General features: G+C 47.1%; 26 protein-coding genes. 19 read left to right on the forward strand and 7 right to left on the reverse strand.

Translation table 11 applies throughout. The annotated features are described in order from the left end of the window. The first annotated feature begins 70 nt into the window (after positions 1 to 70). The 8 genes from DXB70_RS10505 (at position 71) to trmL (ending at position 8,572) form a co-directional block, all read left to right on the forward strand. Entirely contained in the window at positions 71 to 1,123 is a 1,053-nt protein-coding gene (locus DXB70_RS10505) for an L-threonylcarbamoyladenylate synthase (RefSeq protein ID WP_181357271.1), read from the forward strand. 4 nt (positions 1,124 to 1,127) lie between these two features. Beyond that, positions 1,128 to 2,930, forward strand: coding sequence for a B12-binding domain-containing radical SAM protein (locus DXB70_RS10510; RefSeq protein WP_118673273.1), 1,803 nt, complete (start codon positions 1,128 to 1,130; stop codon positions 2,928 to 2,930). Positions 2,931 to 3,193: 263 nt separating this feature from the next. Further along, a complete protein-coding gene (locus DXB70_RS10515) occupies positions 3,194 to 3,919 on the forward strand; it encodes a 3'-5' exonuclease (protein WP_118673274.1) in 726 nt (241 codons plus the stop codon). A gap of 127 nt (positions 3,920 to 4,046) precedes the next feature. Continuing rightward, on the forward strand, positions 4,047 to 5,564 hold the full coding sequence (locus DXB70_RS10520) for a VanW family protein (RefSeq protein ID WP_243099948.1): 1,518 nt from the start codon (positions 4,047 to 4,049) through the stop codon (positions 5,562 to 5,564). Positions 5,565 to 5,679: 115 nt separating this feature from the next. Then, complete coding sequence (locus tag DXB70_RS10525) at positions 5,680 to 6,297, forward strand: AIR synthase-related protein (protein ID WP_243015256.1); 618 nt, start codon at positions 5,680 to 5,682, stop codon at positions 6,295 to 6,297. Between the two features lie 14 nt (positions 6,298 to 6,311). Beyond that, positions 6,312 to 6,794, forward strand: a complete 483-nt coding sequence (locus tag DXB70_RS10530; protein WP_022358850.1) for an Lrp/AsnC family transcriptional regulator — start codon at positions 6,312 to 6,314, stop codon at positions 6,792 to 6,794. Continuing rightward, positions 6,791 to 7,966 (forward strand): aminotransferase class I/II-fold pyridoxal phosphate-dependent enzyme, encoded by a 1,176-nt coding sequence (locus DXB70_RS10535; protein ID WP_118673275.1) that lies wholly within the window; start codon positions 6,791 to 6,793, stop codon positions 7,964 to 7,966. Before DXB70_RS10530 ends, DXB70_RS10535 begins: the two co-directional genes overlap by 4 nt. A gap of 111 nt (positions 7,967 to 8,077) precedes the next feature. Then, entirely contained in the window at positions 8,078 to 8,572 is a 495-nt protein-coding gene (gene trmL, locus DXB70_RS10540) for a tRNA (uridine(34)/cytosine(34)/5-carboxymethylaminomethyluridine(34)-2'-O)-methyltransferase TrmL (RefSeq protein ID WP_022358848.1), read from the forward strand. Positions 8,573 to 8,623: 51 nt separating this feature from the next. Here trmL and DXB70_RS10545 read toward each other — a convergent pair whose 3' ends face one another. The 5 genes from DXB70_RS10545 to DXB70_RS10565 form a co-directional block, all read right to left on the reverse strand. Further along, positions 8,624 to 9,055 (reverse strand): NifB/NifX family molybdenum-iron cluster-binding protein, encoded by a 432-nt coding sequence (locus DXB70_RS10545; protein ID WP_118469322.1) that lies wholly within the window; start codon positions 9,053 to 9,055, stop codon positions 8,624 to 8,626. 272 nt (positions 9,056 to 9,327) lie between these two features. Then, positions 9,328 to 11,256 carry an extracellular solute-binding protein gene (locus DXB70_RS10550; RefSeq protein WP_118673276.1) on the reverse strand — a complete coding sequence of 643 codons (1,929 nt, stop codon included), beginning with the start codon at positions 11,254 to 11,256 and terminating at the stop codon, positions 9,328 to 9,330. Beyond that, positions 11,256 to 12,077 (reverse strand): ABC transporter permease, encoded by an 822-nt coding sequence (locus DXB70_RS10555; protein ID WP_022358845.1) that lies wholly within the window; start codon positions 12,075 to 12,077, stop codon positions 11,256 to 11,258. Before DXB70_RS10555 ends, DXB70_RS10550 begins: the two co-directional genes overlap by 1 nt. Positions 12,078 to 12,095: 18 nt before the next feature. After that, positions 12,096 to 13,172, reverse strand: a complete 1,077-nt coding sequence (gene potA / locus DXB70_RS10560) for a spermidine/putrescine ABC transporter ATP-binding protein (protein WP_118673277.1) — start codon at positions 13,170 to 13,172, stop codon at positions 12,096 to 12,098. A 36-nt stretch (positions 13,173 to 13,208) separates the two neighbouring features. After that, positions 13,209 to 13,742: a helix-turn-helix domain-containing protein gene (locus DXB70_RS10565; RefSeq protein WP_118673278.1), complete on the reverse strand. Its 534-nt coding sequence runs from the start codon at positions 13,740 to 13,742 to the stop codon at positions 13,209 to 13,211. Between the two features lie 396 nt (positions 13,743 to 14,138). Between DXB70_RS10565 and DXB70_RS10570 the strand changes: the two genes are divergently transcribed. From DXB70_RS10570 to DXB70_RS10600, 7 genes are all read left to right on the forward strand, one after another. Further along, positions 14,139 to 15,215, forward strand: a complete 1,077-nt coding sequence (locus tag DXB70_RS10570; protein WP_118673279.1) for a lactonase family protein — start codon at positions 14,139 to 14,141, stop codon at positions 15,213 to 15,215. 25 nt (positions 15,216 to 15,240) lie between these two features. Beyond that, positions 15,241 to 16,344, forward strand: coding sequence for a chorismate synthase (gene aroC / locus DXB70_RS10575; RefSeq protein ID WP_118673280.1), 1,104 nt, complete (start codon positions 15,241 to 15,243; stop codon positions 16,342 to 16,344). Positions 16,345 to 16,435: 91 nt separating this feature from the next. Continuing rightward, positions 16,436 to 17,026: a TIGR01440 family protein gene (locus DXB70_RS10580; RefSeq protein WP_022358840.1), complete on the forward strand. Its 591-nt coding sequence runs from the start codon at positions 16,436 to 16,438 to the stop codon at positions 17,024 to 17,026. A gap of 5 nt (positions 17,027 to 17,031) precedes the next feature. Further along, a complete protein-coding gene (rlmD, locus tag DXB70_RS10585) occupies positions 17,032 to 18,849 on the forward strand; it encodes a 23S rRNA (uracil(1939)-C(5))-methyltransferase RlmD (protein WP_243099949.1) in 1,818 nt (605 codons plus the stop codon). A gap of 76 nt (positions 18,850 to 18,925) precedes the next feature. Then, on the forward strand, positions 18,926 to 19,966 hold the full coding sequence (locus tag DXB70_RS10590; protein WP_118673281.1) for an SAP domain-containing protein: 1,041 nt from the start codon (positions 18,926 to 18,928) through the stop codon (positions 19,964 to 19,966). Positions 19,967 to 20,081: 115 nt separating this feature from the next. Continuing rightward, a complete protein-coding gene (locus DXB70_RS10595) occupies positions 20,082 to 20,330 on the forward strand; it encodes a helix-turn-helix transcriptional regulator (protein ID WP_118673282.1) in 249 nt (82 codons plus the stop codon). Between the two features lie 119 nt (positions 20,331 to 20,449). Continuing rightward, positions 20,450 to 21,808 carry a DNA cytosine methyltransferase gene (locus DXB70_RS10600; protein WP_118673283.1) on the forward strand — a complete coding sequence of 453 codons (1,359 nt, stop codon included), beginning with the start codon at positions 20,450 to 20,452 and terminating at the stop codon, positions 21,806 to 21,808. 70 nt (positions 21,809 to 21,878) lie between these two features. On the opposite strand, the gene DXB70_RS10605 is transcribed toward DXB70_RS10600, so the two are convergent. Then, positions 21,879 to 23,129 (reverse strand): MvaI/BcnI family restriction endonuclease, encoded by a 1,251-nt coding sequence (locus DXB70_RS10605; protein WP_118673284.1) that lies wholly within the window; start codon positions 23,127 to 23,129, stop codon positions 21,879 to 21,881. Next, positions 23,126 to 23,632: a helix-turn-helix transcriptional regulator gene (locus DXB70_RS10610; protein ID WP_118673285.1), complete on the reverse strand. Its 507-nt coding sequence runs from the start codon at positions 23,630 to 23,632 to the stop codon at positions 23,126 to 23,128. The genes DXB70_RS10605 and DXB70_RS10610 overlap by 4 nt, the downstream gene beginning before the upstream one ends. A 381-nt stretch (positions 23,633 to 24,013) precedes the next feature. Between DXB70_RS10610 and DXB70_RS10615 the strand changes: the two genes are divergently transcribed. The 4 genes from DXB70_RS10615 (at position 24,014) to DXB70_RS14635 (ending at position 26,042) form a co-directional block, all read left to right on the forward strand. Further along, positions 24,014 to 24,496: a hypothetical protein gene (locus tag DXB70_RS10615; protein WP_118673286.1), complete on the forward strand. Its 483-nt coding sequence runs from the start codon at positions 24,014 to 24,016 to the stop codon at positions 24,494 to 24,496. 4 nt (positions 24,497 to 24,500) lie between these two features. Then, on the forward strand, positions 24,501 to 24,899 hold the full coding sequence (locus tag DXB70_RS10620) for a hypothetical protein (RefSeq protein ID WP_118673287.1): 399 nt from the start codon (positions 24,501 to 24,503) through the stop codon (positions 24,897 to 24,899). 302 nt (positions 24,900 to 25,201) lie between these two features. Then, a complete protein-coding gene (locus tag DXB70_RS10625; protein WP_118673288.1) occupies positions 25,202 to 25,720 on the forward strand; it encodes a ClbS/DfsB family four-helix bundle protein in 519 nt (172 codons plus the stop codon). A gap of 67 nt (positions 25,721 to 25,787) precedes the next feature. Then, positions 25,788 to 26,042, forward strand: coding sequence for a hypothetical protein (locus DXB70_RS14635; RefSeq protein ID WP_182448450.1), 255 nt, complete (start codon positions 25,788 to 25,790; stop codon positions 26,040 to 26,042). The last annotated feature ends 64 nt before the right edge of the window (positions 26,043 to 26,106 follow it).

Consider the following 26,106-nt stretch of genomic DNA (forward strand, 5'->3'; position numbering starts at 1 on the left):
TATTCATTGTAAGATAGTAGAAAGAAGAATCAATATGCAAAACGAAACCAAAAAAGAACTTCACACCCAGATGTGGAAGATAGAAAATCCAAAGGACTTTACGGCGCATGACCGGGAGGTGCTTGAGAAGGCGGCAGCGATCATCCGCGCGGGCGGTCTGGTGGCATTTCCGACGGAAACTGTGTACGGCCTGGGCGCGAATGCGCTGGATGAGGCGGCAGCGAAGAAGATTTATGCGGCGAAGGGACGCCCATCTGACAACCCGCTGATCGCGCATGTGTCCTGTCTGGAGGAGATCGCGCCGCTGGTATCGAATATGCCGGAAAATGGCAAAAAGCTTGCAAAGGCATACTGGCCGGGACCGATGACGATGGTATTTCCTAAGAGCGCGATCGTGCCGTATGGAACGACCGGCGGGCTTGACACGGTGGCAATCCGGATGCCGTCTGATCCGATCGCGGCAGAGTTAATCCGTCTGTCCGGCGTGCCGATCGCGGCTCCGAGTGCGAATACATCGGGACGCCCAAGCCCGACGCGTGCGGATCACGTGCTTCAGGATATGGACGGAAAGATCGATGCGATCATCGACGGCGGTCCGGTTGGAATTGGTCTGGAATCGACGATCGTGGATGTTACGGAGGAAATGCCGATGGTTTTAAGACCGGGTGCGATTACCGTGGAGATGCTGCGTGAAACGGTCGGGGAAGTCGGCATTGATCCGGCGATTTTAGGACCAGTCAGCGCGGACGTGCGCCCGAAAGCACCGGGAATGAAATACCGCCATTATGCACCGAAAGCCGATCTGACACTGGTCGAGGGCGAGACGGAGGCAGTTGTGGAGACGATCAACCGCCTGGCAGGCGAAAAGCTGGCAGAAGGGCGCAAGGTTGGAATTATCTGCACGGACGAGACGAAAGACCGTTACCCGGCGGGGATGCTGGAAAGCATCGGTGCGCGGGCGCGTCAGGAGACTGTTGCACACAACCTGTATGCGGTTCTGCGGGATTTCGACGATCGTGGCGCGGAATATATCTTTTCGGAAGGATTTTCGGAAGACAATTTAGGACGGGCGATTATGAACCGGCTCAATAAGGCGGCTGGCTATCATATTTTGAAGGTGTGAGACGATGCGGTACTTATTGGCGGCGATTAATGCCAAATATATACATTCAAATCTGGGAATTTACAGCCTAAGACGGTATGCGATGGAGCGGCTGGGGCTGGGACAGAAGGATGAGCAGGGTGCGGCTGTTGGAATGGAAATGGTTTCGGAGGCAGCAAAAGGCGCGAATCGAACGAAAACCGTGTCGGAAATCCAGATCGATCTCGGCGAGTACACCATCAACCACCAGATGGATCAGATTCTGCAGGATATTTACCGGAGAAAACCGGATGTGGTGGGATTTTCCTGTTATATCTGGAATATCGTTTACGTGAAGGAACTGATCCACGATTTGAAAAAGGTTCTTCCGCAGGTCCGCATCTGGATGGGAGGTCCGGAGGCTTCGTATGACGCGGTTCACCTGATGGATGAGCTGCCGGAGGTCGAGCTGATCATGCAGGGCGAAGGCGAGGAGACCTTTACGCGGTTGGTGGAGGCGTGTGAGTGCGGGACGGAGGTTTGTTTTTCAGAGCTCCCAGGCATTGTCCTACGCCGTTCGGATGGCATCATCGAGGTCCATCGTCCGGCGCCGCTCATGAATCTGGACGACATTCCATTTTCCTACGGAGATTTAAGCGGGCTGGAACACCGCATTATCTACTATGAGAGCAGCCGTGGATGTCCATTTTCCTGTAGTTACTGTCTGTCCTCGATTGATAAAAAAGTGCGGTTCCGCAGCCTTTCGCTGGTAACCAGGGAGCTGCAGTTTTTCCTTGACCGGAAGGTGCCGCAGGTAAAGTTCGTAGACCGGACGTTTAACTGCAAAAAGAGCCATTCGATGGCGATCTGGCAGTATTTGCTGGAACACGATAATGGAATTACCAACTTCCATTTTGAAATTTCATCGGATCTTCTGGATGATGACGAGCTGGCACTGATGAAACAGATGCGTCCGGGGCTGATTCAGTTGGAAATCGGCGTGCAGACGACGAACCCGGTGGTTGTGAAGGAGATCCGGAGGACGATGGATCTAGACAAGGTGGCGCGCCGTGTGGCGCAGGTCAACACCTTTGGCAACATCCATCAGCATCTCGACCTGATTGCGGGGCTTCCGTATGAGGATATCGAGAGCTTTCATCGTTCCTTCAACGATGTATACAAAATGGAGCCGGAACAGCTTCAGCTCGGCTTTCTGAAGGTGCTGAAAGGTTCCTATATGGAAGAAATGAAGCAGAAATACGGTCTGCTCAGCCAGAGCAAGCCGCCGTATGAGGTGCTTAGAACCAACTGGCTTTCCTATGAAGAGGTGATCCGTCTCAAGGGTGTGGAAGAGATGGTCGAGGTCTATTACAACAGCGGGCAGTTCCGCCGCACGATGAAATGCCTGTCGCAGGAATGGGGCGATGCGTTTGATTTGTATGACCGCCTGGCGGCATTTTATGAGGAAGAGGGACTGAATGGAGTGAGCCATAACCGGCTGGCACGGTATGAGATTTTGTATCTGTTTATTCAGAAATGGGGAAACAAAGAAATTTCCTATCAGGATCTTCTCATTTATGACCTCTACCTCCGTGAAAACGTCAAGAGCCGTCCATCTTTTGCCCCGGATCCGTCGGAGTGGAAGAACGAGACGAAGCAGTTTTTCATGCGCGAGGCGAAGGAACGCCGTTATTTGAAGGGCTACGAGGCATACGATTCCAGGCAGATGGCGAAAATGGCGCATTTAGAGCGGATGGAAGACGGAAGCTTTGTGCTGTTTGATTACAAAAACCGGGATGCTCTGTTTGGCAATGCGGCGGCATTTTCCATTTCCCAGGATGAAATATAGTGAGAAATGGGATTTTCCAGAGAAAGACAGGAAAAAGAAATTGCGGATGGCGGCAGTCTGAACATCTGCGAACGAGAAGAAATGTAAGACAGCCATATTTTAAATTAGATGGATAGTAAACTGTTCAGTAGGTCTGTGCATTTACTGCGCTGACCGTACGAAAACAGGGGCCAGCAGGCAAAAATCCCATTGCCGTAGGCAATTTTTAATGGATTTTTGCGCGTGACTGTGAAGGTACTGAACAGTTACGATGGATAAATAAAATGGAAAAAACAGACAATTCTTATATAGCGATTGACCTGGAGACAACAGGGTTAAATCCCAAGACCGAGCGGATCATCGAGATTGGCGCGGCGCGGGTGGAAGATGGAACCGTGGTGCAGACGTATTCGACGTTTGTCAACCCGGAGCGGGAGCTGGATGCGCGCATCCGGGAGCTGACGGGAATCTGTGACGATGATTTGAAGGATGCGCCGGTGCTGGATACAGTTTTGCCGGAACTTCTGGCATTCTGCGGGGAGCTGCCGCTTCTGGGGCATCATGTTATCTTTGATTTCAGCTTTCTCAAGCGGGCGGCGGTCAACCGGAAGTATACATTTGAGCATGCGGGGCTTGATACCTTGAAAATCTGCCGCCATTTTATGCCAGAGGAGGAAAAAAAGAATCTGGCAGCCGCGTGCCGGTATTTTACGGTGGATCCGGGCGAGAGCCATCGGGCGCTTTCGGATGCGCTGGCGGCGCACCATCTGTATCAGGAGCTTAAAAACAGGTATTTTCTGGAAGTGCCGGAGGTGTTTGCACCGCAGCCTTTGATTTACAAGGTAAAACGCGAACAGCCCGCGTCAAAAAAGCAAAAAGAAGTCTTGCGGGAATTACTAAAATATCATAGAATAAATTTATCTGCGCAGATTGATTCGCTTTCGAAAAATGAGATTTCGAGACTTACGGATCAGATTATCGCGCAGCATGGCAGAATGCAGAAGAGGTGAGAGATATGTTTAAATTTTCAAATCAGAAAACACGCCAGATCGTATCAGCGGTTGTTATTATAATCGTAGTAGTAGCGATGGTAGCGGGAACCATTTTGGCAGGTCTTATGATGTAAAGGTTCGGTAGATGATGAAAAAAAGAAATTGGATGGCAGGCGTATGCGGTGCGGCAGTGATGGGACTGCTTATAGCCGGTACGGGCACCGCGTCAGCGGGGACGATTCCCACGGGCTTTCAGGTCGGTGGGTTTGATCTTTCCGGGATGACACGGGAAGAGGCGGATCAGACGATTGAGAAATCGATCGGGGAGATGGAAAATCAGACCATTTCGATCCGGGTAGAAGGTCATGAGGTTCAGACGACGGCGGCGGAGCTGGGATTTTCCTGGGTCAACCAGAACGAGATTGATGAGGAAGTGGAGAAACTTTCCGGCGGAAATCTTCTGCGCCGGTATCTGAATCAGAAGGAATTAGAGCAGTCCGGCGTGGATCTGCAGATTGAGACAGCGGTCGATGAAGCGAAGGTTGCCGAGTTTGTGCAGACCCGGTGCGCGGAATTTACGACAGCGCCGCAGGACGCTGTGATCACGCATGAAAATGGAGTCTTTCAGGTCAGCCAGTCTTCGGCGGGACAGGAAGTGGACATAGATGCGACGACAAAAGCACTGAATGAGGCGCTCGCGGGCGGTCTTTCGGAACCGGTTTCGGTGGATGCAACAGTCAAAAATGCAGAGCCGACCCGCACGACAGAGGCATTATCTACGATTCAGGATGCACTTGGAACATTCAGTACCGGATTCAACCCGGGAAATGTGTCGCGTTCCAAGAATCTGCGGAACGGTGCGGCGAAGATCAACGGCACGGTTCTGATGCCGGGAGAAGAATTTTCGGCTTATACATGGCTGACCCCATTTACGGTGGAAAATGGCTATGCATCGGCAGGTTCTTATGCGAACGGTCAGGTAGTCGATACGGTCGGCGGTGGCGCCTGCCAGATCTGCACGACGCTCTACAATGCAGCGCTTCTGGCGGAGATGGATATCACCCAGCGCCAGAATCATTCGATGATTGTTACTTACGTTCCGGCATCGCAGGATTCGGCGATCGCGGGTACTTATAAGGATCTGAAATTTAAAAATCCATACGATACCCCGATCTATATGGAAGGGGCAGTGAACGGCGGGACTATTTCATTTACGATATATGGAAAAGAGACACGGCCGGCAAACCGGACGATCAAATACGTTTCGGAGACACTGTCGAAGAAGGATCCGGGCGAGCCGATCACAAAGGTGGACGCATCTTTGAAGCCGGGTGCGAGGGTGAAGGAACAGTCGGCGCACTATGGGCTGCAGTCACGGCTCTGGAAATACGTCTACGTGGACGGCGTGGAGACGGAGAAAACCTTGCTGCAGACGGATACCTATATGGCATCGAAGGCGATCTACCGTGTAGGTCCGGCCGTTGCAGCTGCGGCACCGGCGGTTCCGGCTGGACCGCAGCCTGAGACACCGCATCCTGAGACGCCACAGCCGGAAAATCCGGTTCCGGCACCGACGGAAGCACCGGCAGCACAGGAGCCGACCCCGGCACAGCCGCAGGGACCAGCCGGTCCGGCGCAGGAAGCAGCGCCGCCGATGGAGTGATAGCTTATATCGGATCATATATAGTGATGGTATGAGAGCAGAGATTTGTGGTAACATGGCGTGGTAAACGCAGAAAATTACTGTACTTGAATGTGAAGCTGGGAAAGGAATCAGAATGAACATAAAAGATGAAATTTTCGAGGCATACGGGGAGATGAAAGCCGAGCAGGATCTTCTGGCGGTCGGTTACACCGCGCTTCTTGGTACCTCGATGGCGGCAAAAAGCGGCGAGGCGGCGCTTTTGAACCGATTTTCTGCACGGTATGTGAGAGAATGCCAGAATCTCTATGAGAAATGGAATCCGTCTCCGCTTCTGGAGGCATTTGCTGCACATAAAGAGCGGAAAGTGCTGACCCGTCTCGGCGCATCTGCGTGGTATCCGGCGGGCGGGGGCGGTGTCATGGCAGCGCTGTGGCATTTTTTTGATGGATTCGGACTCGGATTTGAGATGGATCTTAGGAAACTTCCGATCCGCCAGGAGACGGTGGAGGTCTGCGAGGTATTTGACCTCAATCCATACCGTTTACAGTCCCAGGGCTGCATTCTGCTGACGGCGTCTAGCGGTCCGAAACTGCTAAAGAATCTGGAGAGAGAGGGCATTCCGGCGGCGCTCATCGGTCGGACGCGCACCGCGATCGGACGCGAGATTTACAGCGGCGAAGTACATAGCTTTCTTGACCGGCCAAAACCGGATGAGATAGATAAAATGAAAGACTTACCAAAATCCCATTAACAGGAGGTAGTAAAGTGAGAGAGAGAATTTTAGCGGTCATTGAAAAAAACAGCCGCATCAGCGTCAAAGAGCTGGCGGATTTACTCGGGGAAAATGAAGCTGCGGTCGCGGCGGAGATCGCCGAAATGGAAAATGAACATATCATCTGCGGTTACCATACCCTGATTAACTGGGATAATACAGATGAGGAGAAGGTCATTGCACTGATCGAAGTAAAGGTAACGCCGCAGCGCGAGATGGGCTTTGACAAGATTGCCGAGAGAATCTATCAGTACAGCGAGGTGACCTCGGTATACCTGATGTCCGGCGGCTATGATTTTACCGTTATGATCGAGGCGAAAACCATGCGTGCAGTTGCACAGTTTGTGGCAGAAAAGCTTTCCACGATCGATTCTGTGCTGAGTACCGCGACCCATTTTATTCTTAAAAAATACAAAGACCATGGTACCGTTCTCTGCGACGGTCCTCAGGATGAAAGGATGTTGATTGTTCCGTGAGAAACCCATTATCAGATACGATTGTAAATATTCCGCCGTCCGGAATCCGGAAGTTTTTTGACGTTGTCAGCGAGATGAAGGGCGCGATCTCCCTGGGCGTGGGCGAACCGGATTTTGATACACCGTGGCATATCCGCGAGGAGGGCATTTATTCGCTGGAAAAAGGACGTACCTTCTATACGTCGAACTCTGGTTTAAAGGAACTGCGCCAGGAGATCTGCCATTATCTGAAACGTCGTCAGCGTCTTGAGTATGATCCGAATACAGAAGTGATGGTAACAGTCGGCGGCAGCGAGGCGATTGATATCGCCCTGCGCGCGATGCTCAATCCGGGCGATGAGGTTCTGATTCCGCAGCCGAGTTACGTTTCCTATGTGCCGTGTACGGTGCTGGCGGGCGGTACGCCGGTCATTATCGAGCTGGAGGAGAAGGATGAGTTCCGTCTGACGCCGGAGAAGCTGCTGGAGAAAATCACACCGAAAACAAAGGTGCTGATTCTTCCATTCCCGAACAATCCAACGGGCGCGATCATGAACCGCACCGATCTGGAGGCGATCGCGAAGGTGATTGAGGAGAAGGATCTGTTTGTGCTGAGTGATGAAATTTATTCCGAGCTGACCTACAGTGGCAAGCACGTTTCCATCGCGGAGATTTCCGGGATGCGTGATCGCACGGTGTTGATCAACGGATTTTCCAAGGCATATGCGATGACCGGGTGGCGTCTCGGCTATGCGGCGGCTCCAGCGCTTATCTTAAAACAGATGCTGAAAATCCATCAGTTTGCGATTATGTGTGCGCCGACCACCAGCCAGTATGCAGCGGTTGACGCCCTGCGGAATGGCGATGAGGACATTGCCCGCATGAAGAAAGCCTACGATGAGCGCCGCCGCTATCTTTTGAGAGAGTTCCGGGGGCTCGGCATGGACTGTTTCGAGCCGTATGGAGCATTTTATATGTTCCCGTGCATCAAACGGTTTGGCATGACCTCGGATGAATTCGCAAACCGCCTGTTACAGGAAGAGAAGCTGGCGCTTGTGCCGGGCACCGCGTTTGGAGACTGCGGCGAGGGCTATCTGCGTGTTTCCTATGCGTATTCGCTGGAGGATCTGCAGAAGGCGATCGAGCGCATCAAGCGGTTTGTGGCACGGCTGGATGGAAAGACAGAAGCGTAGAAATCGCTTTGGAATAGGGCAGACTTGCAGGAAGTTTTGCCGGCGGTGATGAAGAGATAGAGATGCAGCGCTGCTGCAATGAAATAGGAAGACCGGAAATGGAGAAGAAAGATGTTAAATATTGTACTCTATGAACCGGAGATGCCGATGAATACAGGAAATATAGGACGAAGCTGCGTGGCAACGAACACGCGGCTTCATCTGATCGAGCCTCTCGGTTTTAAATTGAATGATAAAATGGTAAAAAGAGCGGGTCTTGATTACTGGCCGCATCTGGATGTGACAGTTTACAGCGATTTTAAAGATTTTCTGGAGAAGAATCCGGGCGCGCGCCCGTATATGGCGACCACGAAGACGACGCAGGTGTATACGGACGTTCACTACGATCCGGACTGCTATATCATGTTCGGACCGGAAAGCCGCGGCATCCCGGAAGAACTCCTGATCGAAGACCCGGAGCGCTGCGTCCGCATCCCGATGTGGGGTGAGACGCGCTCTCTGAATCTGTCAAACTCGGTGGCGATCATTCTGTATGAGGCGCTGCGGCAGAATGGGTTTGAGAAGATGAATACGGAGGGGCATCTGCATCACCTCCAGTGGAAATAAGGTGGATTCTCTCCCACACGTGCGTCATCAACGTCTCAGATGAAACAGGAATTAGTGGCACCAAGTCCCACAGGCACTGATATTTCCGTCGCATTCGGCGTCGGAGTCAGTGCCATTTTTATTGTTGTCCGGCAGGTGGACGCCGCAGGATGGTCCGTTATTTCCGCTCCGGTCAAAGTGAAGCATTCCGTTTAAGAAGTCTTCGACGCGGTCTTTAGGAGCGCCTTTGGCGCCGCCGAGAACCTGGATGCTGGTTTCGCGCAGGGCGATCATCATCGGGATCGGAAGGGCGTCGCAGAGGAGGACGGCAGTATTTTCTTTTTTCAGAAACTCGACCAGCGCGCCGGGATCGTTTGCATAGGTCTGTTTCACGGTTTTGGTGGAAATAATCTCATCGTCAACTACATCAAAAATTAAAAATTCTTTCACCTGAGCCAGGTGGGAGCAGATTTCTCCGTTTTCATAAGGGACTGCAATTTTCATGAGTGACCTCCTTTTTTAGAGATAGTATAGCGCTTAGAATTGAAAAATCAATATAAATGTATATTTAATTTTATGGATAGATAGAAGAAATTTCTATCAAGAAAAGAACCAGCAGAAGGGAAGTTCCCAATAAGACAGTACGAGAACATTACTGACATAGGGTAGCTGCCGTACAGGAGTGCGACAAGAAAAATTGGCGATACTTGGTTTTCATAGCCAGGTATCGCCTTTTTCTATCTTTAACAGAATGTTTGAATAACGCAGTAAGTCCCTTAATCCGACTTAACTTCTTTCCACAAACTATTATAAAGCTCGTCCGCCTCATCCCCAAGATACCGGTAAACCTCGCAGTTTTTCAGCTGCTTCGCATCTGGGAAGACGGCTTTGTTGTTCTGGATTTCTTCGTCCAGCATTTCCTTGGCTGCCTTGTTTGGCGTCGCGTAGGTAATGTACTCAAAGTTTTTGACTGCGACATCCGGGCGGCAGAGAAAATTGATCCATTTTTCTGCGTTTTCCTTATTTTTCGCATTTTTCGGAACTACCCAGGAATCGAGCCAGACGTTGGTTCCCTCTTCCGGGATTACATATTCCAGGGAGAATGGGAGGTTCTGTGCGGCTACCTCATCCTGGATGTACATGATCTCGCCGGAGTAGATGACGCCGATGGCTGCCTCGCCGCCGATCATCTTGTCACGTACCTGATCGATGACGTAAGCCTGTATGAGCGGTTTTTGGTCAATCAGATCCTGCTTTGCCTGCTGGAGTTCGGTTTCGTCGGTCGAGTTGGCAGAGAAGCCGTCTTTTTTGAGCGCTACCATGAAGGCATCGCGGACGCTGTCCTGCATCAGGATCTCGCCTTTATAAGCCGGATTCCAGAGATCGGACCATTTGGTCGGAACCGGAAGTCCTTTTTCTTCGATGAGCTTCGTATTATAAAGAATACCGACGGTTCCCCAGGTGTATGGCACGGAATATTTGTTTTCCGGGTCGAACTGCTTGGACATTTCCATGTACTGCGGGTCAATGTTTTTGACATTTGGAATGTTGTCAAAGTTGAGTTCGGCAAGCAGGTCATTTTCCTTCATTTTCTGAATCATGTAGTCGGATGGGCAGACTACATCGTAGTTGACGCCGCCGGCTTCGATGACCGGATACATTTCTTCCAGTGTCTCAAATACGTCGTAGGTAACCTTGATTCCGGTTTCCTGTTCAAATTCCTCAATCAGGTCCGGATCAATATATTCGCCTGCATTGTAGACGTACAGTTCGTTTGAATGAGTCGTGGTGTAGCGGCTGTAGGTGCTGACACCAACGACAAGCAGAATCAGCGTGCAGGCAAGTCCCAGAACGCCGTTCTTGATCTGGTTGTTGCGTTTGCGGCGCTTGATGGTCTCTGTGTCAATCACAGTCGCATTGCCGGCGGATTTTTTCTCCGGGGCAAAGTTGGTGATCAGCAGGAGCACCAGGACTGCCACGAAAATCAGCGTGGACAGGGCATACATCGTTGGCTGGATGCCTCGGCGCACCTGGCTGTAGATCAGGGTGGAGAGTGTGTCGATACCGGCACCTCTCGTAAAGTGCGTGATGATAAAATCATCCAGGGACATCGTAAATGCCATCAAAAAGCCGGAGAGGATACCCGGGACGATGTCCGGAAATACGACCTTGAAGAAAGCATACAGCGGGCTGGCGCCGAGATCCAGAGCGGCTTCGTAGGTGTACCGGTTCGTCTGCTTGAGTTTCGGCATGACACTTAATATCACATATGGAATATTAAATGTGATATGCGCGATCAGCACGGTTTTAAATCCGAGAGAGATACCGAACGCGATAAATGCCAGCATCAGGGAGATACCGGTTACGATATCGGAGTTCAGCATCGGGATGTTGTTGATTCCCATGACGATGGTGCGCGGAATCCGTTTCATGCTGTTGATGCCGATGGCGGCGATCGTGCCGATGACGGTCGCGATCAGAGCCGACGCAAACGCGATGAGCAGCGTATTGTTTAAGGCATTCATGATGGCGGAATTCTGGAACATCTGCGTATACCAGCGGGTGGTAAAACCGCCCCAGACGGTTCTCGATTTTGTGTTGTTAAAGGATAAAACGATCATGGTCACGATCGGGATGTATAAAAAGAGCAGGATGAGCGCCAGGTAAAAGTCCTGGAAAAACTGTTTTAAGCGGCTATGTTTCATCAGAACGCATTGCCCTCCCCTTCTTTATCGTATTTGGCGATGAGCGCCATACTCAGTAAAATGAAAATCATCAGAACCAGCGAGAGACCGGAACCTAAGTGCCAGTTGCTTCCCTTGGTGAACTCCTGCTCGATGACATTTCCGATGAGCAGGATCTTGCTGCCGCCTAAGAGACTGGAAATAACGAAGGTTGTCAGCGCCGGGACAAATACCATGGTAATGCCGCTGATGATGCCTGGGATGCTGAGTGGAATCCAGATATGAATGAGTGTCTGGAAATTGTTTGCACCCAGGTCTTTGGCGGCGTTGATGGTATTATCGTCGATTTTTGCCAGCACATTATAAATCGGTAGAATCATGAAAGGCAGGAAGTTGTATACCATACCCAGAATGATCGCCCACGGGGTATTGATGATGGCAATGTTTGGCAGATGGAGAAAGGAAAGAATGCCGTTGATAACGCCATTTTTCTCCAGGAGCGTCTGCCACGCGAGGGTGCGGAGCAGGAAATTCATCCACATCGGAAGGATGAAGACGAATACCATAAAGCTGCCTGCCCCAATGCCGCGGCGGCGCAGCACCAAAGCCAGCGGATAGGACAAAAGCAGGCAGATGGCGGTCGCAGCCAGAGACAGACCCAGGGATAAGAGCAGCGCCTTCATATGCTCCGGTGTCGTGATGGAACAGACATTTGCCAGTGTAAATGCCCCGCTTTTGGTTGTCAGACCGTAGTATACGATCAGCAGGAGCGGGATGATGGTGAAACCGATCATCCAGAGAATATAAGGACCGGCGAAGAGCCGTTTCACGTTTGATTTCATGCTAAGTCCGACTCCTTTCTATTCATTGACGCCCACAGCTTCCTCGTCCTCCGACGCCGGCTTATTCATGATCTGGATGTCAAACGGGTCTACATGGATGCCAACCTTCTCGCCGACCGGGAACATATCCGTGCTGTGAACCAGCCACTCATAGCCGTCCGGGGTGGTGACCTCCATCTCATAGTGGACGCCCTTGAAAATCAGGTGGGTGACAACGCCCTGCAGCGTGCCTTCCTCCGGTTTTACGAGGTCAATGTCCTCCGGGCGGATGACAACGTCTATCGGTTGGTTTGTTCCGAATCCCTTATCGACGCAGGCAAATTTCGCACCGAAGATTTCAACCAGCTCGTCGTGGAGCATCAGACCGTCCACGATGTTGCTCTCGCCGATGAAGTCGGCAACGAATGCGTTTTCCGGCTCGTTGTAGATCTGTTCCGGGGAACCCATCTGCTGGATATAACCCTGGTTCATGACAACGATGGTATCGGACATCGTCAACGCCTCTTCCTGATCGTGGGTAACATAGATAAAAGTGATGCCTAACTCATTTTTCAGACGGATCAGCTCGTACTGCATGTCCTGGCGCAGTTTTAAATCTAGGGCACCGAGCGGCTCATCAAGAAGCAGGACCTTTGGCTCGTTGACAATCGCACGCGCAATGGCGATACGCTGCTGCTGACCGCCGCTCAAAGAGTCAATGCTGCGATGCTCAAAGCCGTCTAGGTTTACAAGCTTTAAAGCGTACTTAATTTTGTCATCAATATATGCTTTTGATTTATTCTTAATTTTTAGCCCAAATGCGATATTATCTGCGATGCTCATATGCGGAAACAGTGCGTATTTCTGGAATACGGTGTTTAGCTGGCGCTTGTTTGGCGGAAGTTTGGTGATGTCTTCGCCGCCGAAAATTACTTTTCCTGTATTTGGGGATTCAAATCCGCCGATGATGCGGAGCGTGGTCGTCTTGCCGCAGCCGCTGGGACCTAAGAGCGTTACAAAGGAATTTTCCTTTACTGAAAGGCTCAAGTCATCCAGGACCAGGGTGTCGTCAAAGCGTTTCGAGATATGCTGTAAATCGATTAATGGCTGGCTCATGCGTTTCCTCCGTAAATAGTAAAATAATGTGTAGTATTAGAAACTTGGCGGCGAGCTGACCCAGAGGATCGTCGCGCCGGAGCGGCTTTCAAGGTAATGCGTCTTGTCGCTCGTATAGTAAAAAGATTCGCCCTTTTTGGCTTTGTACGTCTGGTTCCCCAGATGAATCAGGATGCTGCCGGAAAGAACGTAGCCAAATTCCTCACCCTCATGCGGGCTGTCCGGATAGGTGGAGCCGCCGGCACCGAGTGTAAGGCGGATCGGTTCCATCGTGTTCTTCTGGGCGTTCGGGATGATCCACTGAATCTCATTTTTCAGTTCCGGATCTTCCTTGATAAAATAGTCGTTTTTTTCAAATACAATCTGCTCTTCCGGAGCCTCGTTGAAAAACTCCCCTATGGTTGTGCCGAGACACTGGAGAATATCCATCAAAGTAGCGATGGACGGGGAGGTCAGATCGCGCTCTACCTGGGAGATAAATCCCTTCGAAAGCTCTGCGCGGTCAGCCAGCTCTTCCTGAGTCAGACCCTTTAAAATTCGCAGTTCCTTTAATTTTCCTCCTATACTCAACAGAGGGAACCTCCTTTCCTGGTTTCATAGGAAATTGCGTCCTATGAAACAAAAAACGCTCCGCGAGGATGCGCTAGGGCACATTCTTTTTTATAAAAACCGGGTGGGAAAACCATCCGTCCGGCGTTTTTAGAAACATACAAAAGTAAGATGAAAGTTTAGAAATTCTAAAATGAATGTAAAATTAATCTTTTTGTTTAGAAATAATAAACTTGCTTCCGAGTATCTATTATACAGAATGTGGGGAAGGTGTCAAGGAAAAAAACGGGAAAATCCGGGGGTTCTCAAATTGTGTGAAAAAAGGGTGCAAAAATGGCGGTATGATGATAAAATAGGGGCAGATAATTTGATAGAAACCGTTATAACGGTTCTGGGGGATCAAAGGAGGAACATTTCATGCAGGATAAGTATATGGCATATGTGGGTTCTTACTCATACAACGGTCAGGCAAAGGGAATTACCGTGTATGATGTGGATGTAAAAAAGGGAAAATTTATCTACCGGTGCGAGGTGGAAGTGGACAACTCTTCCTATTTAACTGTTTCACATGACGGGCGGATGCTCTATTCCATCGCGGACGAGGGCGTTGTGGCGTTCCGGATTCTGGAAAACGGCGCACTCAGCCGTGTGAACAGCGCAAATATCAAGGCGATGCGCGGCTGCCATATTGCGACCGATGCGGAGGACAAGTTTATCTTCGTATCCGGCTATCATGACGGCAAGGAGACGGTGGTCCGCCTGAAACCGGACGGTTCTATCGGGGAAGTGACCGACGGAGTTTACCACAAGGGACTTGGAAGCGTGGCAGAGCGTACGTTCCGCCCGCATGTGAGCTGTGCGGAGCGCACGCCGGATGGCAGATTCCTGCTGGTAGCCGATCTGGGAATTGACCAGGTCAAGATTTACAGGTTTGATGGCGAGAAGGGAACCCTTTCATTGGTGGACGCGATCCGCTGTGATTTGGAATCTGGTCCGAGACATTTCATGTTCAGCAAGGATGGAAAATTCTTGTATTTGATGTATGAAATCAAAAATGTGATTGATGTATACACGTATGAAACGGGCGATCGTGTGCCGAAGATCGAGAAGATCCAGACGATCCCATCGACCGCACCGGAGCGCACCAGCCAGCTGACTGCAGCGTGCACGATCCGGATGTCCGAGGACGAGACACATCTGTTCTGCAGCAATGCGGGCGATAATTCAGTCAGTGTCTACGAGCGCGATGCACAGACGGGGCTTTTGAAGCTGCTCTGCTGTCTGCCGATCAGCGGCGATTACCCGAAGGATATCGCGATTTTCCCGGATGGGAACCATCTGGCGTCGATCAATCACGGCAGTAACAGCATTTCTTTCTTCCAGGTGGAATATAAGGAGAAGCTGCTGGTGATGAGCGGACGCAGTGTTTCGGTGAATGAGCCAAACTGCTGTGTGATTACAAAGGTACCTACGAGAGGAAAGAAAGCAGACTAAATGGCAGAAGGAGTTAATAGCGAGAATGGCAGGATCAACATACGGAAAAATACTGACAATGACAACGTGGGGCGAATCCCACGGCGCAGGCGTGGGCGTGGTCGTAGATGGCTGTCCGGCGGGGCTTGCGCTTTGTGAGGAAGACGTTCAGCGTTATCTGGACCGCCGCAAACCGGGGCAGAGCCGTTTTACGACGAAGCGCAGCGAGAGCGATACGGTGGAGATCCTGTCAGGCGTTTTTGAAGGGCGGACGACGGGCACGCCGATCTCGATGCTGGTGTGGAACCAGGATCAGCATTCGAAGGATTACAGTGAGATCGCCAGTTATTACCGTCCCGGACATGCGGATTATACCTTCGATGAAAAATACGGTTTCCGGGATTACCGGGGCGGCGGACGTTCTTCGGGACGCGAGACGATCGGACGCGTGGCAGCAGGCGCTATCGCGGCAAAGCTGCTGGAATCCTTGAACATTCAGGTAAAAGCATACACGAAAGCGATCGGACCGGTGGAAGTGGCGCCGGATCGGTTTGATCTGGCGGAATGTGAAAAGAATAAGCTGTATATGCCGGATGCTGCCGCAGCCGCAGAGGCAGAGCAGTATCTGGAAAGGAAGATGGCGGAGAAAGATTCTGCTGGCGGTATCGTGGAATGTGTGATTGCCGGTCTTCCAGCAGGGCTTGGCGAACCGGTTTTTGATAAATTTAATGCGAACCTGGCAAAGGCAATCTGCTCGATCGGTGCCGTTAAAGGCTTCGAGATCGGAGAGGGTTTCCATGCGGCGCAGATGGCAGGAAGCGAGAACAACGACGCGTTTGTCATGGATCCGGATGGGAGCGTTGGCAAGGCGACGAACCATGCAGGCGGCATTTTAGGTGGTATGACGGATGGAAGCGAAGTTGTGTTCCGTGCGGCATTTAAACCGACCCCGTCGATTGCCGCAGAGCAGAGAACCGTCAATAAGAGCGGCGAGGAGATCGGCATCAGCATCAAGGGACGCCATGATCCGATCATTGTGCCGAGAGCGGTTGTCGTGGTTGAGACGATGGCGGCATTTGCGGCGGCGGATATGCTGCTGGGCGGCATGACGGCGCGGCTGGATCGGATTCAGGAGTTTTACCGGAAGTAAGGGAATGCAAATAAAAATTTTGGAAAAGCTGCGGCGGGCTCAGCCTGTTTGGTCCGCGGCTTTTTCTGGCATTAAATCAGGAGGCAGCAGGATGAGTGCAACAGGAATTTCAAAAGAAATAGAGACAGCAGGACAGTTAGAGGAGCTGCGCCAGGAGGTACGGATTGCCGCAGAGGAACTTCTCAGTGCGGCAAACATGAAGCCGGGACAGATTTTGGTGGTCGGATGCTCGTCCAGCGAGATTGCATCGCATAAGATCGGTTCCTATTCCAGCGCCGAGATCGGAAAAGCGGTGTTTGAGGAGCTGTATGCAGTCACCAAGTCGCAGGGGCTTTATCTGGCGGCACAGTGCTGTGAACATCTGAACCGGGCGCTGATTGTGGAAGAAGAAGCGGCGGAAAAATATGGTCTGGAGATGGTAAACGTCGTGCCGCAGCTAAAAGCAGGCGGTTCCTTTGCAACGGCAGCCTATGCGGGATTTGAACATCCGACAGCCGTAGAGCGGATTCAGGCACACGCGGGCATCGATATCGGAGACACTTTCATCGGTATGCACCTGCGCCCGGTTGCAGTTCCGGTGCGGACCTCGATCCGTGCGATCGGCGGCGCCCATGTGACGTGTGCGAGAACGAGGCTGAAATATATTGGCGGAGAGCGGGCGCATTATCTGGATGCGAAATAAAGAAAATGAGGAGTAAAAAAAACGTGGAAATCAGGAAAAATGATGAATTTGAACTGACAATCGAAGATATGAGCGAAGATGGAGCCGGGATCGGAAAGCAGGACGGCTATATCTGGTTTGTAAAAGATGCCGTGATCGGGGATCGGATCCGGGCGCGGGCGATGAAAATGAAGAAAAATTACGGCTTTGCCCGTCTGATGGAGGTGCTGGAAGCATCCAAAGACCGCGTGATGCCGGAATGCCCGGTCGCAAGACAGTGCGGCGGCTGCCAGCTTCAGATGATGAGTTATGAGGCACAGCTTCATTTTAAGGAGCGCAAGGTCTACAATAACCTGCGCCGGATCGGCGGGATGGAGAATCTGCGGCTGCCGGAGCGGGCGGATGAAGTGAGTGTGCCTGAGAATGTATCTGAAAGAAATACATCCGAAAGGATGGAGACAACCGATGCGGGGGTGAAAGCAGAGAACGTGTCGGGGAAAAGTGCCGGGGAAGGTGTGGATAAAACTATCACCATGGAGCCGATCCTGGGGATGGAGCACCCGTGGCGCTACCGCAACAAGGCACAGTTTCCGTTTGGACGCGATAAGGATGGAAGAATCATTGCCGGATTTTACGCGGGACGCACCCACCATATTGTGGAAGCGGAGGATTGCCTGCTGGGTGTCGAAGAAAATGCGGTAATTCTGGATATTATCAAGAAAATCATGGAAGAATACCAGATTGCGCCATATGACGAGGAGACGCATAAGGGTCTAATTCGCCATGCATTGATTCGGAAGGGATTTTCAAACGGCGAGCTGATGGTCTGTCTCGTCATCAATGGAAAGAAGCTGCCGCACGCGGATATTTTTGTGGAACGCTTAAAAGAAGTCCCTGGCATGACCAGTATTTCCTACAACATCAATCAGGAAAAAACAAACGTGATTCTTGGTGCGGAGCTTGTAAACTTATACGGACCGGGCTATATCACAGATAAAATCGGAAATGTATCGTACCAGATTTCGCCGCTTTCTTTTTATCAGGTCAATCCGGTGCAGACGGAAAAACTCTATGGAACGGCGCTGGAATACGCGGGGCTGACCGGTGGGGAGACTGTATGGGATCTGTACTGCGGAATCGGAACCATTTCCCTGTTTCTGGCGCAGAAAGCGAAGAAAGTGTACGGTGTAGAGATCGTCCCTCCGGCGATCGAGGATGCCCGCCGGAACGCGGCATTAAATGGCATGGAAAATGTCGAGTTTTTCGTCGGAAAAGCTGAAGAGGTACTTCCAAGGGAGTATGAAAAAAATCAGGTCTATGCCGATGTCATCGTCGTCGATCCGCCGCGCAAAGGCTGTGACAGCGTCTGCCTCGACACGATCGTCCGGATGCAGCCAAAGAGAGTGGTTTATGTCAGCTGCGATTCCGCTACACTGGCGCGCGATGTGAAATATCTGGGAGAGAGAGGATATGAGGTGGATCGAGTGAGGTGCTGCGATATGTTTGGAATGAGCGGACATGTGGAGACGTGTTGTCTACTCGTTAGGGAATGCGCAAACGATGATGAGATGGTATCCATAAAGGTTGATTTAGAAGGGATACAGTTGAATCAAGGTGAATATAAGCCGGAAGAAAAGCCGACATATGGAAACATCAAGAAGTGGATTAAGGAGAGATACGGCTTCAATGTAACAAACCTTTATATCGGTCAGATTAAGGATAAGCTAGGTATGGAGAAGCGTAAGAACTACAATATCGGCTCTGGAGAAGGTAGGGTGTCTACTTGTCCACAGGAGAAGGAAGAGGCTATTATGGAGGCATTTAAATACTTTAGATTGATATAAAAATGAAAGGAGGCATTGGTATAGGGGGTTATTTGATTTTTTTAAGAAACAAAGTAATCAACAACAGAATATAGGAATGAAAGTGGAAATCAGTACTCCAAAGGTTTCATTTGAAACGGATGAGGTTATTCCAATTGAAAAGAGAATAAAAGGTCAGCCGCCAACTTGTGATGGTTTGTATCCGCATGAAATACTTGTCCGTAGCTATTCACCGCATTTTGTTGTAAATGGAGAAAACTCTTTTGCAGGATTTTGGTGGTATAAATATGGAATTAAGGATGTAATGAAAATAGTTGAATCCTTAAAAGGAAAAGGGCTTATACAAATTGGCTCAGTAAAAGATGCCGTTAATATGGAAAAGCTTCCTGCTATAAAAGAGGAACTGAAGAAGCGCGGTCTTAAAGTATCTGGAAAGAAGGAAGAATTAGTAACAAGGCTTTTAGAAAATGCCACAGAAGAAGAGTTAAATACAGTGTTTCCTAAAAGACCATTTCAACTTACAGATACAGGAAGTGAACTATTAAAGAAGTACGAATGGATACCATTTATTCATTCAAACAATATTGAGGATTTAGATATATGGAATTTGACAGCTCTTGTTCAGCAACCACCTTATACCAAGTATCGTGACAAAATATGGGGCTATCTTAATCAACGGGGCGGTGTTCATATGAAAGAAGGAAACTTCGGATTATATCGAAATAGCAGATTTACTATGTCGGAGTTTGTAGCAAGTGAAGGTAAGAAGGATATTGCTTTTGGTCTTTTATGTGAAGTTGTAGCCTATGACTTGAGTGGATTGTCTAATGGATTTAGAATGGATTTTTTGGACATGTATTCAAAGTTCTTTTTCTCTTATGAAAATTCAAATCACACGATGGCTCCAGAAATAACAAAGCGAATACAAGAATATGGAGAAAAATTTGGATGGTCTTCAGATGAACTCCGTCAACAGTTAGTAACAGGAATTTCTAAAATCAAGCTTCCTTTTAGGCTGTTTACCAATGAAGAGTGTGCGGATATTATAATGGCAGAAATTGTTGGTGATAAGGATAAACTTAATGTAATTTATCACCAAGCAGAGGTTAGATTTAAGCAGCAATATAAGAAAAAGTAGTATTATTTGAGCAGCCCTCTTCGGAGGGGTGTTTTTATTTACAAATATTGAAAATATCTCTTGCTAAAACGCTATAAAAAAGCTATACTAATGCTACTAAAGGAAGGTGAGAAAAATGGCATTGTCGGATGAGATAATATACATAAGAAAAAAAGGGTTTTACACGCAGGTTGAGTTCGCTGAACGCATTGGAGTATCTTATTCAACTGTTAACCGATGGGAAAATGGAAAGATGAATCCTAATGTTTCTGCAATGAAGCGATTAAAAGCATATTGTGATGCCTTAAATATAGAATTTGGAAATGTTGAAAAAGCATGGTTAGATCGCTCTTTGGAAGACGAAAAGAATGAGAAAAACAAATAAAGTATGCTTACAAATACTTTTGTCTACGACATAATGAGTTTTGGGAAAAATATAAATATTCCTGGACTTTTATTGTTGGCTATGGTACGATTAAAATGAAATAACAAGGAGGTGGCTATATGCCATATGCTATAGATTTATTTTGTGGAGCAGGAGGATGCTCTGAAGGACTGATACAATCAGGATTTCATATCCTTTTCAGTTCGGATATAAGTGATATGGTAGAGGTGACGTATAAATATCGTCATGCACAGTTAGGACTTATACAAGGTCAAAATACTTGGTTTGAAAGAGCGGACATCAGAAATCTTCATGGAGATTTTATCAATCAAAAAATCAGTGAATTAGAGATTTTTCGTAATCAAGATGTTCCAGAAATTGACTTGATGATAGGAGGACCTAGTTGTCAAGGTTTCTCTCGCGCAGGAAGGCGTGATAAAGAAGATCCGAGAAATTTATTATTTGGAGAATATGTTAGAGTAATAAGCGAAGTAAAGCCTAAATACATTGTTCTTGAAAATGTGGAGGGCTTTATGGATATGCAGTTTTTGGGCTATAAAGGATTAAATTTATATGATGAGGAGGGAAATCTTGTTGAGGAAGGACCAGTGTATCCAGATGGTTCTGTTACACCGAATATATTAACAGCTGAGTTAAATAGAATTGGTTATAGCACTTTGGAACCAAGTATTTTGAATGCAGCAGATTATGGTGTTCCACAGAGAAGAAACAGAGTTATTTTTATTGGATATCGAAATAATCTGCCTGCCCCTTCATATCCAGAGCCTACAGTTGAAGCCGGACATCATCTATCCTTAAGGGATGCTATTGGTGATTTAGTAAATGATGCCAATATAAGAAATAGAGTTAATCAGAGACTATCTGATTATCAAAGAGATAGTAGAGCAGGTAGAACACCATCATTTGTTACAGGACAGCCAATTCCTTGTGATAGAAGGCATCTTCAAAATCTTGAACTTCCTAATGCAACAGATGTTGTTTTGGAAAGATTTGACTTGTTTAATCAAGGTGAATCGGGTTCTATGTTGAGAAAAAGAATAAAAGAGCAGGGAATAGATACTACAGGCAAAAATGCACTGATTCAACTTTGTTGTGAAAAACTAAATATGCAAGCGGATGAGGTTGTTAATTTGTTTAGAAATGTGAATGCTCCAGATGATGCTATCGATATACTTCTAACAAAGAAAAATATTCGACAGAGATTAGATTCTACAGAGCCATCACCAACCGTAGTTACACTTCCAGATGACTATATAAATCCGTGGGAGGCAAGAACAATTAGTGTTAGAGAAATGGCTAGGTGCCAATCATTTGATGATTCTTTTGAATTTCTTGGGAAGAGAACTACTGGGGGGCTGAAAAGACGTGTTGAGGTGCCACAGTGCACACAGGTTGGAAATGCAGTTCCGCCTTTATTAGCGAAAGCAGTTGCAGACGAAATTATGAGAGTTTTATAAGATAAAGGGTAGCCCATTAATTGGACTACCCTTTGTTTGTTCAGTGAATGTGAATTATATATCAATATGATTACAGTTCAACAACTTCGATTTCACCAAATAAATCTGATTTTGCATACGGTTTTATACGCCATGCATTACCGTGATTTTTTCCTATGTAACGACCTTCTTTTGTTGTGTAGCCACGCCAATCATAAGTGATAATACCAGACTTGATTAATGAAAGAAAGGTTGTAAACTGTGGGGCTCTAGAAAACTCAATTTCATTGTATTTGAACTGAACCATCCCATCAATTTCTCTGCTTTCAGCTTTGACCCATAGAGTTGATGGATGTTTTGCATATAATTGTTGACGTAAGTCATCAAAATGCCAATATGCAGCAACTTCAGGTTTTCCAGTATTTGAATTACGCCAAACAAGATTTACTGTACGTTCTTCATCATTAACATGAAGATAAAAGCCTTGATTGTTTTGTGGGGCGTCCATTGAACCGATGGTAATGTAAAGGCTATTGGCACCAGGATGCTTATCTGATTCATATCCATATATTCTAGCAAATGCGGATACTCTGTTTCTATCTGATGGTTCATATTCTGCTACTCTAGTACCTTCAAATTGTGGACGCAAAGTGAAAAGAGTATCTAGAGTATTGCTACCACCTTTGGATTTTACTTCAATTAGTCCATTGTAATCTGCGTCAACACGGTTATTTGTATTTATTCCTAAAAGACTTTCTAAAGTGTCTCCGACATCCTTCGGTGCTATTGGACCGTATCCTTTTGAATTATCAAAGAAACCACCATGAATAATTTCATATAAGCGAGGTTTGATTCGATAGAACAAATCGGTAATGGCATCCATACCAATGGCATTGAGTAAATCATTTTCGGTTGGAATATTGTGAGTAAGATTGATTATGTATATTACAGGAGTGCCATCGGTTTGTTTGAAAATGGAAATATAGAGAAGATCGCCTTCATTGATTTCTCCAGATTCCATTTTGCGTTTTATTGTTTCGATGGAAAAACGTCTATCACCACGATTATTTGATACACGATAGAACTTTAATTTGATAACATCAGTTTTACCATGCTGAACAAATAATGCATCATATGTCACACCATATTTGCCACCATGCTCTAACTGCTCATAGTCGACAAGTCCATTGTCAAATAATAAATCTCTTAGAATACCATTAGCATCTAAATTGTTTTTGTCAATCATTGTATAAGTCATACGGATTAAAGCATAATCTTCATTGCGATATTTACGTATCATATTAATCACATTTGTTTCATCTGAATAAGGTGTAAAAATCATATTTTTTCCTCCGTTCTTGAAAATAAACTGTACATATCTGCATCAACTGTGTAAGCCATTGCATATAAGGTCCTAATTGTTGGATTTTGTGCTTTACGATGCATAATTCTACTTACAATTGCGGTTTGAATATCAGTTGCTCCATAAAATTCAATCTGTTTAAGCTGTTTGTTTCTCATAACTTTTTGAATGTTTTCAATGAAAACAAGAAGATAATCATCTTCAGTAAAAGTTAATGAGTTGAATGAATTGTCACTTAATAAATCATTGAAATAATTTCTTGAAAACAAAGCAGGAAATGGTGCATTTAATTTACGAGCAAGGTTAAGTGCTGTTATGTATTCGATATTTTGTTCGCCGTATTCTAATAATGAAAGGCAACCACGGTCGTATTTTATTGAAGAGGCTAATTCAGCAATACCGAGTCCTTGTGCTTCGCGAGTTTTTCTAATATTGGCACCAAATACTAATAAGATATCCTTTGGGTTAAATTCTGAATTCAAACTGATCACCTCCTGACATTATTTATTATATTCGAATATGCCCTCTTATTCTTGACTTATAACCGTCAATATAGGGGGTAAATGATAGCGACACCAAATTCAATCTTAATATTTTTTCTAAAACCGTAAGATTTCACCCCTTCCCAAAGCTACATATTAGGAGGCGGTGATTTTTCTGTTTTCTCCGTTTCTTTGCTCTCGCAGATTTACCGTCTCCTAAAAATAAATAAAGCCTGATTACGTATAAGGGCTGGTATTTCATATCTGTAACCACAAGGTGAAGGATATGAGTTACTAGGATAACTATGCCCTTTTTGTAATCAGGCTATTTTTATGTCTAGTTATGTCAGCTCTTTTCGTGACAGACGGGAAGGACGGTATATGAAGACAGTTAGTTACAAAGATCCGTATGAACCACTTTCTGTAGTCATACAGATTAATGACGATGATGAGGAAGGCTTGGAGGAAATATTGGCATTTTTAAATGATGATGCAGGGCTGACACAGAACATGGAACGAAAGGAAAGATACCACACGAAGTATCACTTGGAAGGTCTTACCTATGACGGAGTTGATTATGCATCGCAAGAAGACTTGGAGGCAGACGTGGAGATGAGTGAGGAGGAGAAGCTGATTGATGCTTGGATGCAAGAAAACCTTACGGTGGTACAGTATCAAAGGTTCAAGCTTTTTATTGAAGGGTTATCCATCCGCGAGATAGCAAAAACAGAAAGCATTGATTACAGTTCTGCAAATGAATCTATCAAGGCATCGCAGAAAAAACTCAAGAAAATCTGTGAAAATACCCCATCAAAATGCCCTTTTAAATCTCCGTATAGTGAGAACAAGAGAAAGGAGGAATAAGCCGATGTATGAGAAACTACCGCAGGAATTAAAGGACTATCCGTATATGAAACTACGTAACGAGGTTATTTCTCTTGAGAATAGTCTTAGGGAGGTAGAGGATACTATTAAGAGCATTGAGAGTCAGCAGGTTACAAAGGACAATTTATTTCGCTTTATACTTGAGTTCGGTAGAGCCTATAAAGGTTTGTCGGAAATTGAGAAGAAAAATCTTGCTAATCAGTTTATAGAAAAGATTGAAATTTTTCATGAGGAAAGAGATAATGGTTCTGTGATTAAGAGTGTCACATTTCGTTTTCCTATCAAGCTTGGAGGAAAACAGTTTGAGAAGATAGAGGTCAACGGACAAACGAGTGGTGACCTCGTTGAGACGGTTGTCTTGATGTCAAGAAAAGATAAATAAGTGCCAGAAAGTGGCGTATTTCCTGGCTTTTTCGGAAGTTGGGATGTAAGACCCGACATCTGAAAAGGCCCGGTTTTCTTATATGGAAACATATCTACGGCAAAATATGTGTCAGGTTGTAACCTCGGATTGGATGTCACGATTTGAGACAGTGGATTAGATGTCAGGCATTTCGGGCTGATTTTTGAAAAACGGAAAGAGCTGACAACCAATCCGGCAACTCGACCGTTTTTGGTGTTTGTAGGCAGTGGAATAGATGTGAAGGAAAAATTCGGTGAATCGGGATTTGAGGAGATAGAATAGTGAGAACATATAAGAATAAAGACGAACTTAAAAACGAGATAAATAAAAGCTTTGCAAAGTATATATCAGAATTTAATGATATTCCGGAATCCTTAAAAGATGAGAGAATTGATGAGGTTGATCGAACTCCTGCAGAAAATCTTGCTTATCAGGTTGGATGGACAGCGCTCATTCTTAAATGGGAAGCAGACGAAAGAAAGGGTATTCAGGTCAAAACTCCCTCTGATAACTTTAAGTGGAATCAGCTTGGTGAATTATATCAGTGGTTCACAGATACATATGCGCACCTGTCACTGCAAGAGATGAAAGACATGTTGAATGAGAATATTAATTCTATTTATACAATGATCGATTCGCTAAGTGAGGAAGAATTATTTAAACCACATATGAGAAAATGGGCTGACGAGGCAACTAAAACAGCTGTCTGGGAAGTATACAAATTCATACATGTTAACACAGTTGCTCCATTCGGAACCTTTAGAACTAAGATTAGAAAATGGAAAAAGATAGCACTATAACTTTCAATTTTTGTGGCTATAGAAAATATCCTCCCGGCCATCATGGTCGAGAGGGTTTCGTGCATCTATGGGATTATTCATCAATCTCAATTTTCAGTCCGGATTTAAGCTCCACAGTGAAGTGGCCCTCCCAGACGATGGATTTGCAGCCATGATTGTGCCAGTGGATTCTGCGGAACATTTCGCCACATTCGCCGCAAATGACAATCTGAGCAAAGCCGTGGTTGCAGCTGCAGAAGCGCTTTTTGCCCTTGACGGTTTCAAACGTTCCCCATATCCGACACAGGAATCAAACTGTGTCAATAAAAAGAATATTTGCTGATTTCTCATGAACGTGATACACTTATAGATAAGTTGTATCGGCTGTCGCTCACGACCGTTTCGGC

It is taken from the genome of Clostridium sp. OM05-5BH (genome assembly GCF_003481505.1).
Classification (GTDB): Bacteria; Bacillota; Clostridia; order Lachnospirales; family Lachnospiraceae; genus Otoolea; species Otoolea fessa.

Bases quoted from the DNA above. Each gene is read 5' to 3' on its own strand.
- potA (WP_118673277.1), bottom strand. From the start codon at position 13,172: ATGAGCCAGCCATTAATCGATTTACAGCATATCTCGAAACGCTTTGAC.
- DXB70_RS10600 (WP_118673283.1), top strand. From the start codon at position 20,450: ATGCCATATGCTATAGATTTATTTTGTGGAGCAGGAGGATGCTCTGAA.
- DXB70_RS10590 (WP_118673281.1), top strand. From the start codon at position 18,926: ATGAAAGTGGAAATCAGTACTCCAAAGGTTTCATTTGAAACGGATGAG.
- DXB70_RS10615 (WP_118673286.1), top strand. From the start codon at position 24,014: ATGAAGACAGTTAGTTACAAAGATCCGTATGAACCACTTTCTGTAGTC.
- DXB70_RS10510 (WP_118673273.1), top strand. From the start codon at position 1,128: ATGCGGTACTTATTGGCGGCGATTAATGCCAAATATATACATTCAAAT.
- rlmD (WP_243099949.1), top strand. From the start codon at position 17,032: ATGAGGAGTAAAAAAAACGTGGAAATCAGGAAAAATGATGAATTTGAA.
- DXB70_RS10570 (WP_118673279.1), top strand. From the start codon at position 14,139: ATGCAGGATAAGTATATGGCATATGTGGGTTCTTACTCATACAACGGT.
- DXB70_RS10550 (WP_118673276.1), bottom strand. From the start codon at position 11,256: ATGAAACATAGCCGCTTAAAACAGTTTTTCCAGGACTTTTACCTGGCG.
- DXB70_RS10505 (WP_181357271.1), top strand. From the start codon at position 71: ATGTGGAAGATAGAAAATCCAAAGGACTTTACGGCGCATGACCGGGAG.
- DXB70_RS10620 (WP_118673287.1), top strand. From the start codon at position 24,501: ATGTATGAGAAACTACCGCAGGAATTAAAGGACTATCCGTATATGAAA.
- aroC (WP_118673280.1), top strand. From the start codon at position 15,241: ATGGCAGGATCAACATACGGAAAAATACTGACAATGACAACGTGGGGC.
- DXB70_RS14635 (WP_182448450.1), top strand. From the start codon at position 25,788: ATGGGATTATTCATCAATCTCAATTTTCAGTCCGGATTTAAGCTCCAC.
- DXB70_RS10545 (WP_118469322.1), bottom strand. From the start codon at position 9,055: ATGAAAATTGCAGTCCCTTATGAAAACGGAGAAATCTGCTCCCACCTG.
- DXB70_RS10525 (WP_243015256.1), top strand. From the start codon at position 5,680: ATGAACATAAAAGATGAAATTTTCGAGGCATACGGGGAGATGAAAGCC.
- DXB70_RS10515 (WP_118673274.1), top strand. From the start codon at position 3,194: ATGGAAAAAACAGACAATTCTTATATAGCGATTGACCTGGAGACAACA.
- DXB70_RS10580 (WP_022358840.1), top strand. From the start codon at position 16,436: ATGAGTGCAACAGGAATTTCAAAAGAAATAGAGACAGCAGGACAGTTA.
- DXB70_RS10605 (WP_118673284.1), bottom strand. From the start codon at position 23,129: ATGATTTTTACACCTTATTCAGATGAAACAAATGTGATTAATATGATA.
- DXB70_RS10555 (WP_022358845.1), bottom strand. From the start codon at position 12,077: ATGAAATCAAACGTGAAACGGCTCTTCGCCGGTCCTTATATTCTCTGG.
- DXB70_RS10595 (WP_118673282.1), top strand. From the start codon at position 20,082: ATGGCATTGTCGGATGAGATAATATACATAAGAAAAAAAGGGTTTTAC.
- DXB70_RS10520 (WP_243099948.1), top strand. From the start codon at position 4,047: ATGATGAAAAAAAGAAATTGGATGGCAGGCGTATGCGGTGCGGCAGTG.
- trmL (WP_022358848.1), top strand. From the start codon at position 8,078: ATGTTAAATATTGTACTCTATGAACCGGAGATGCCGATGAATACAGGA.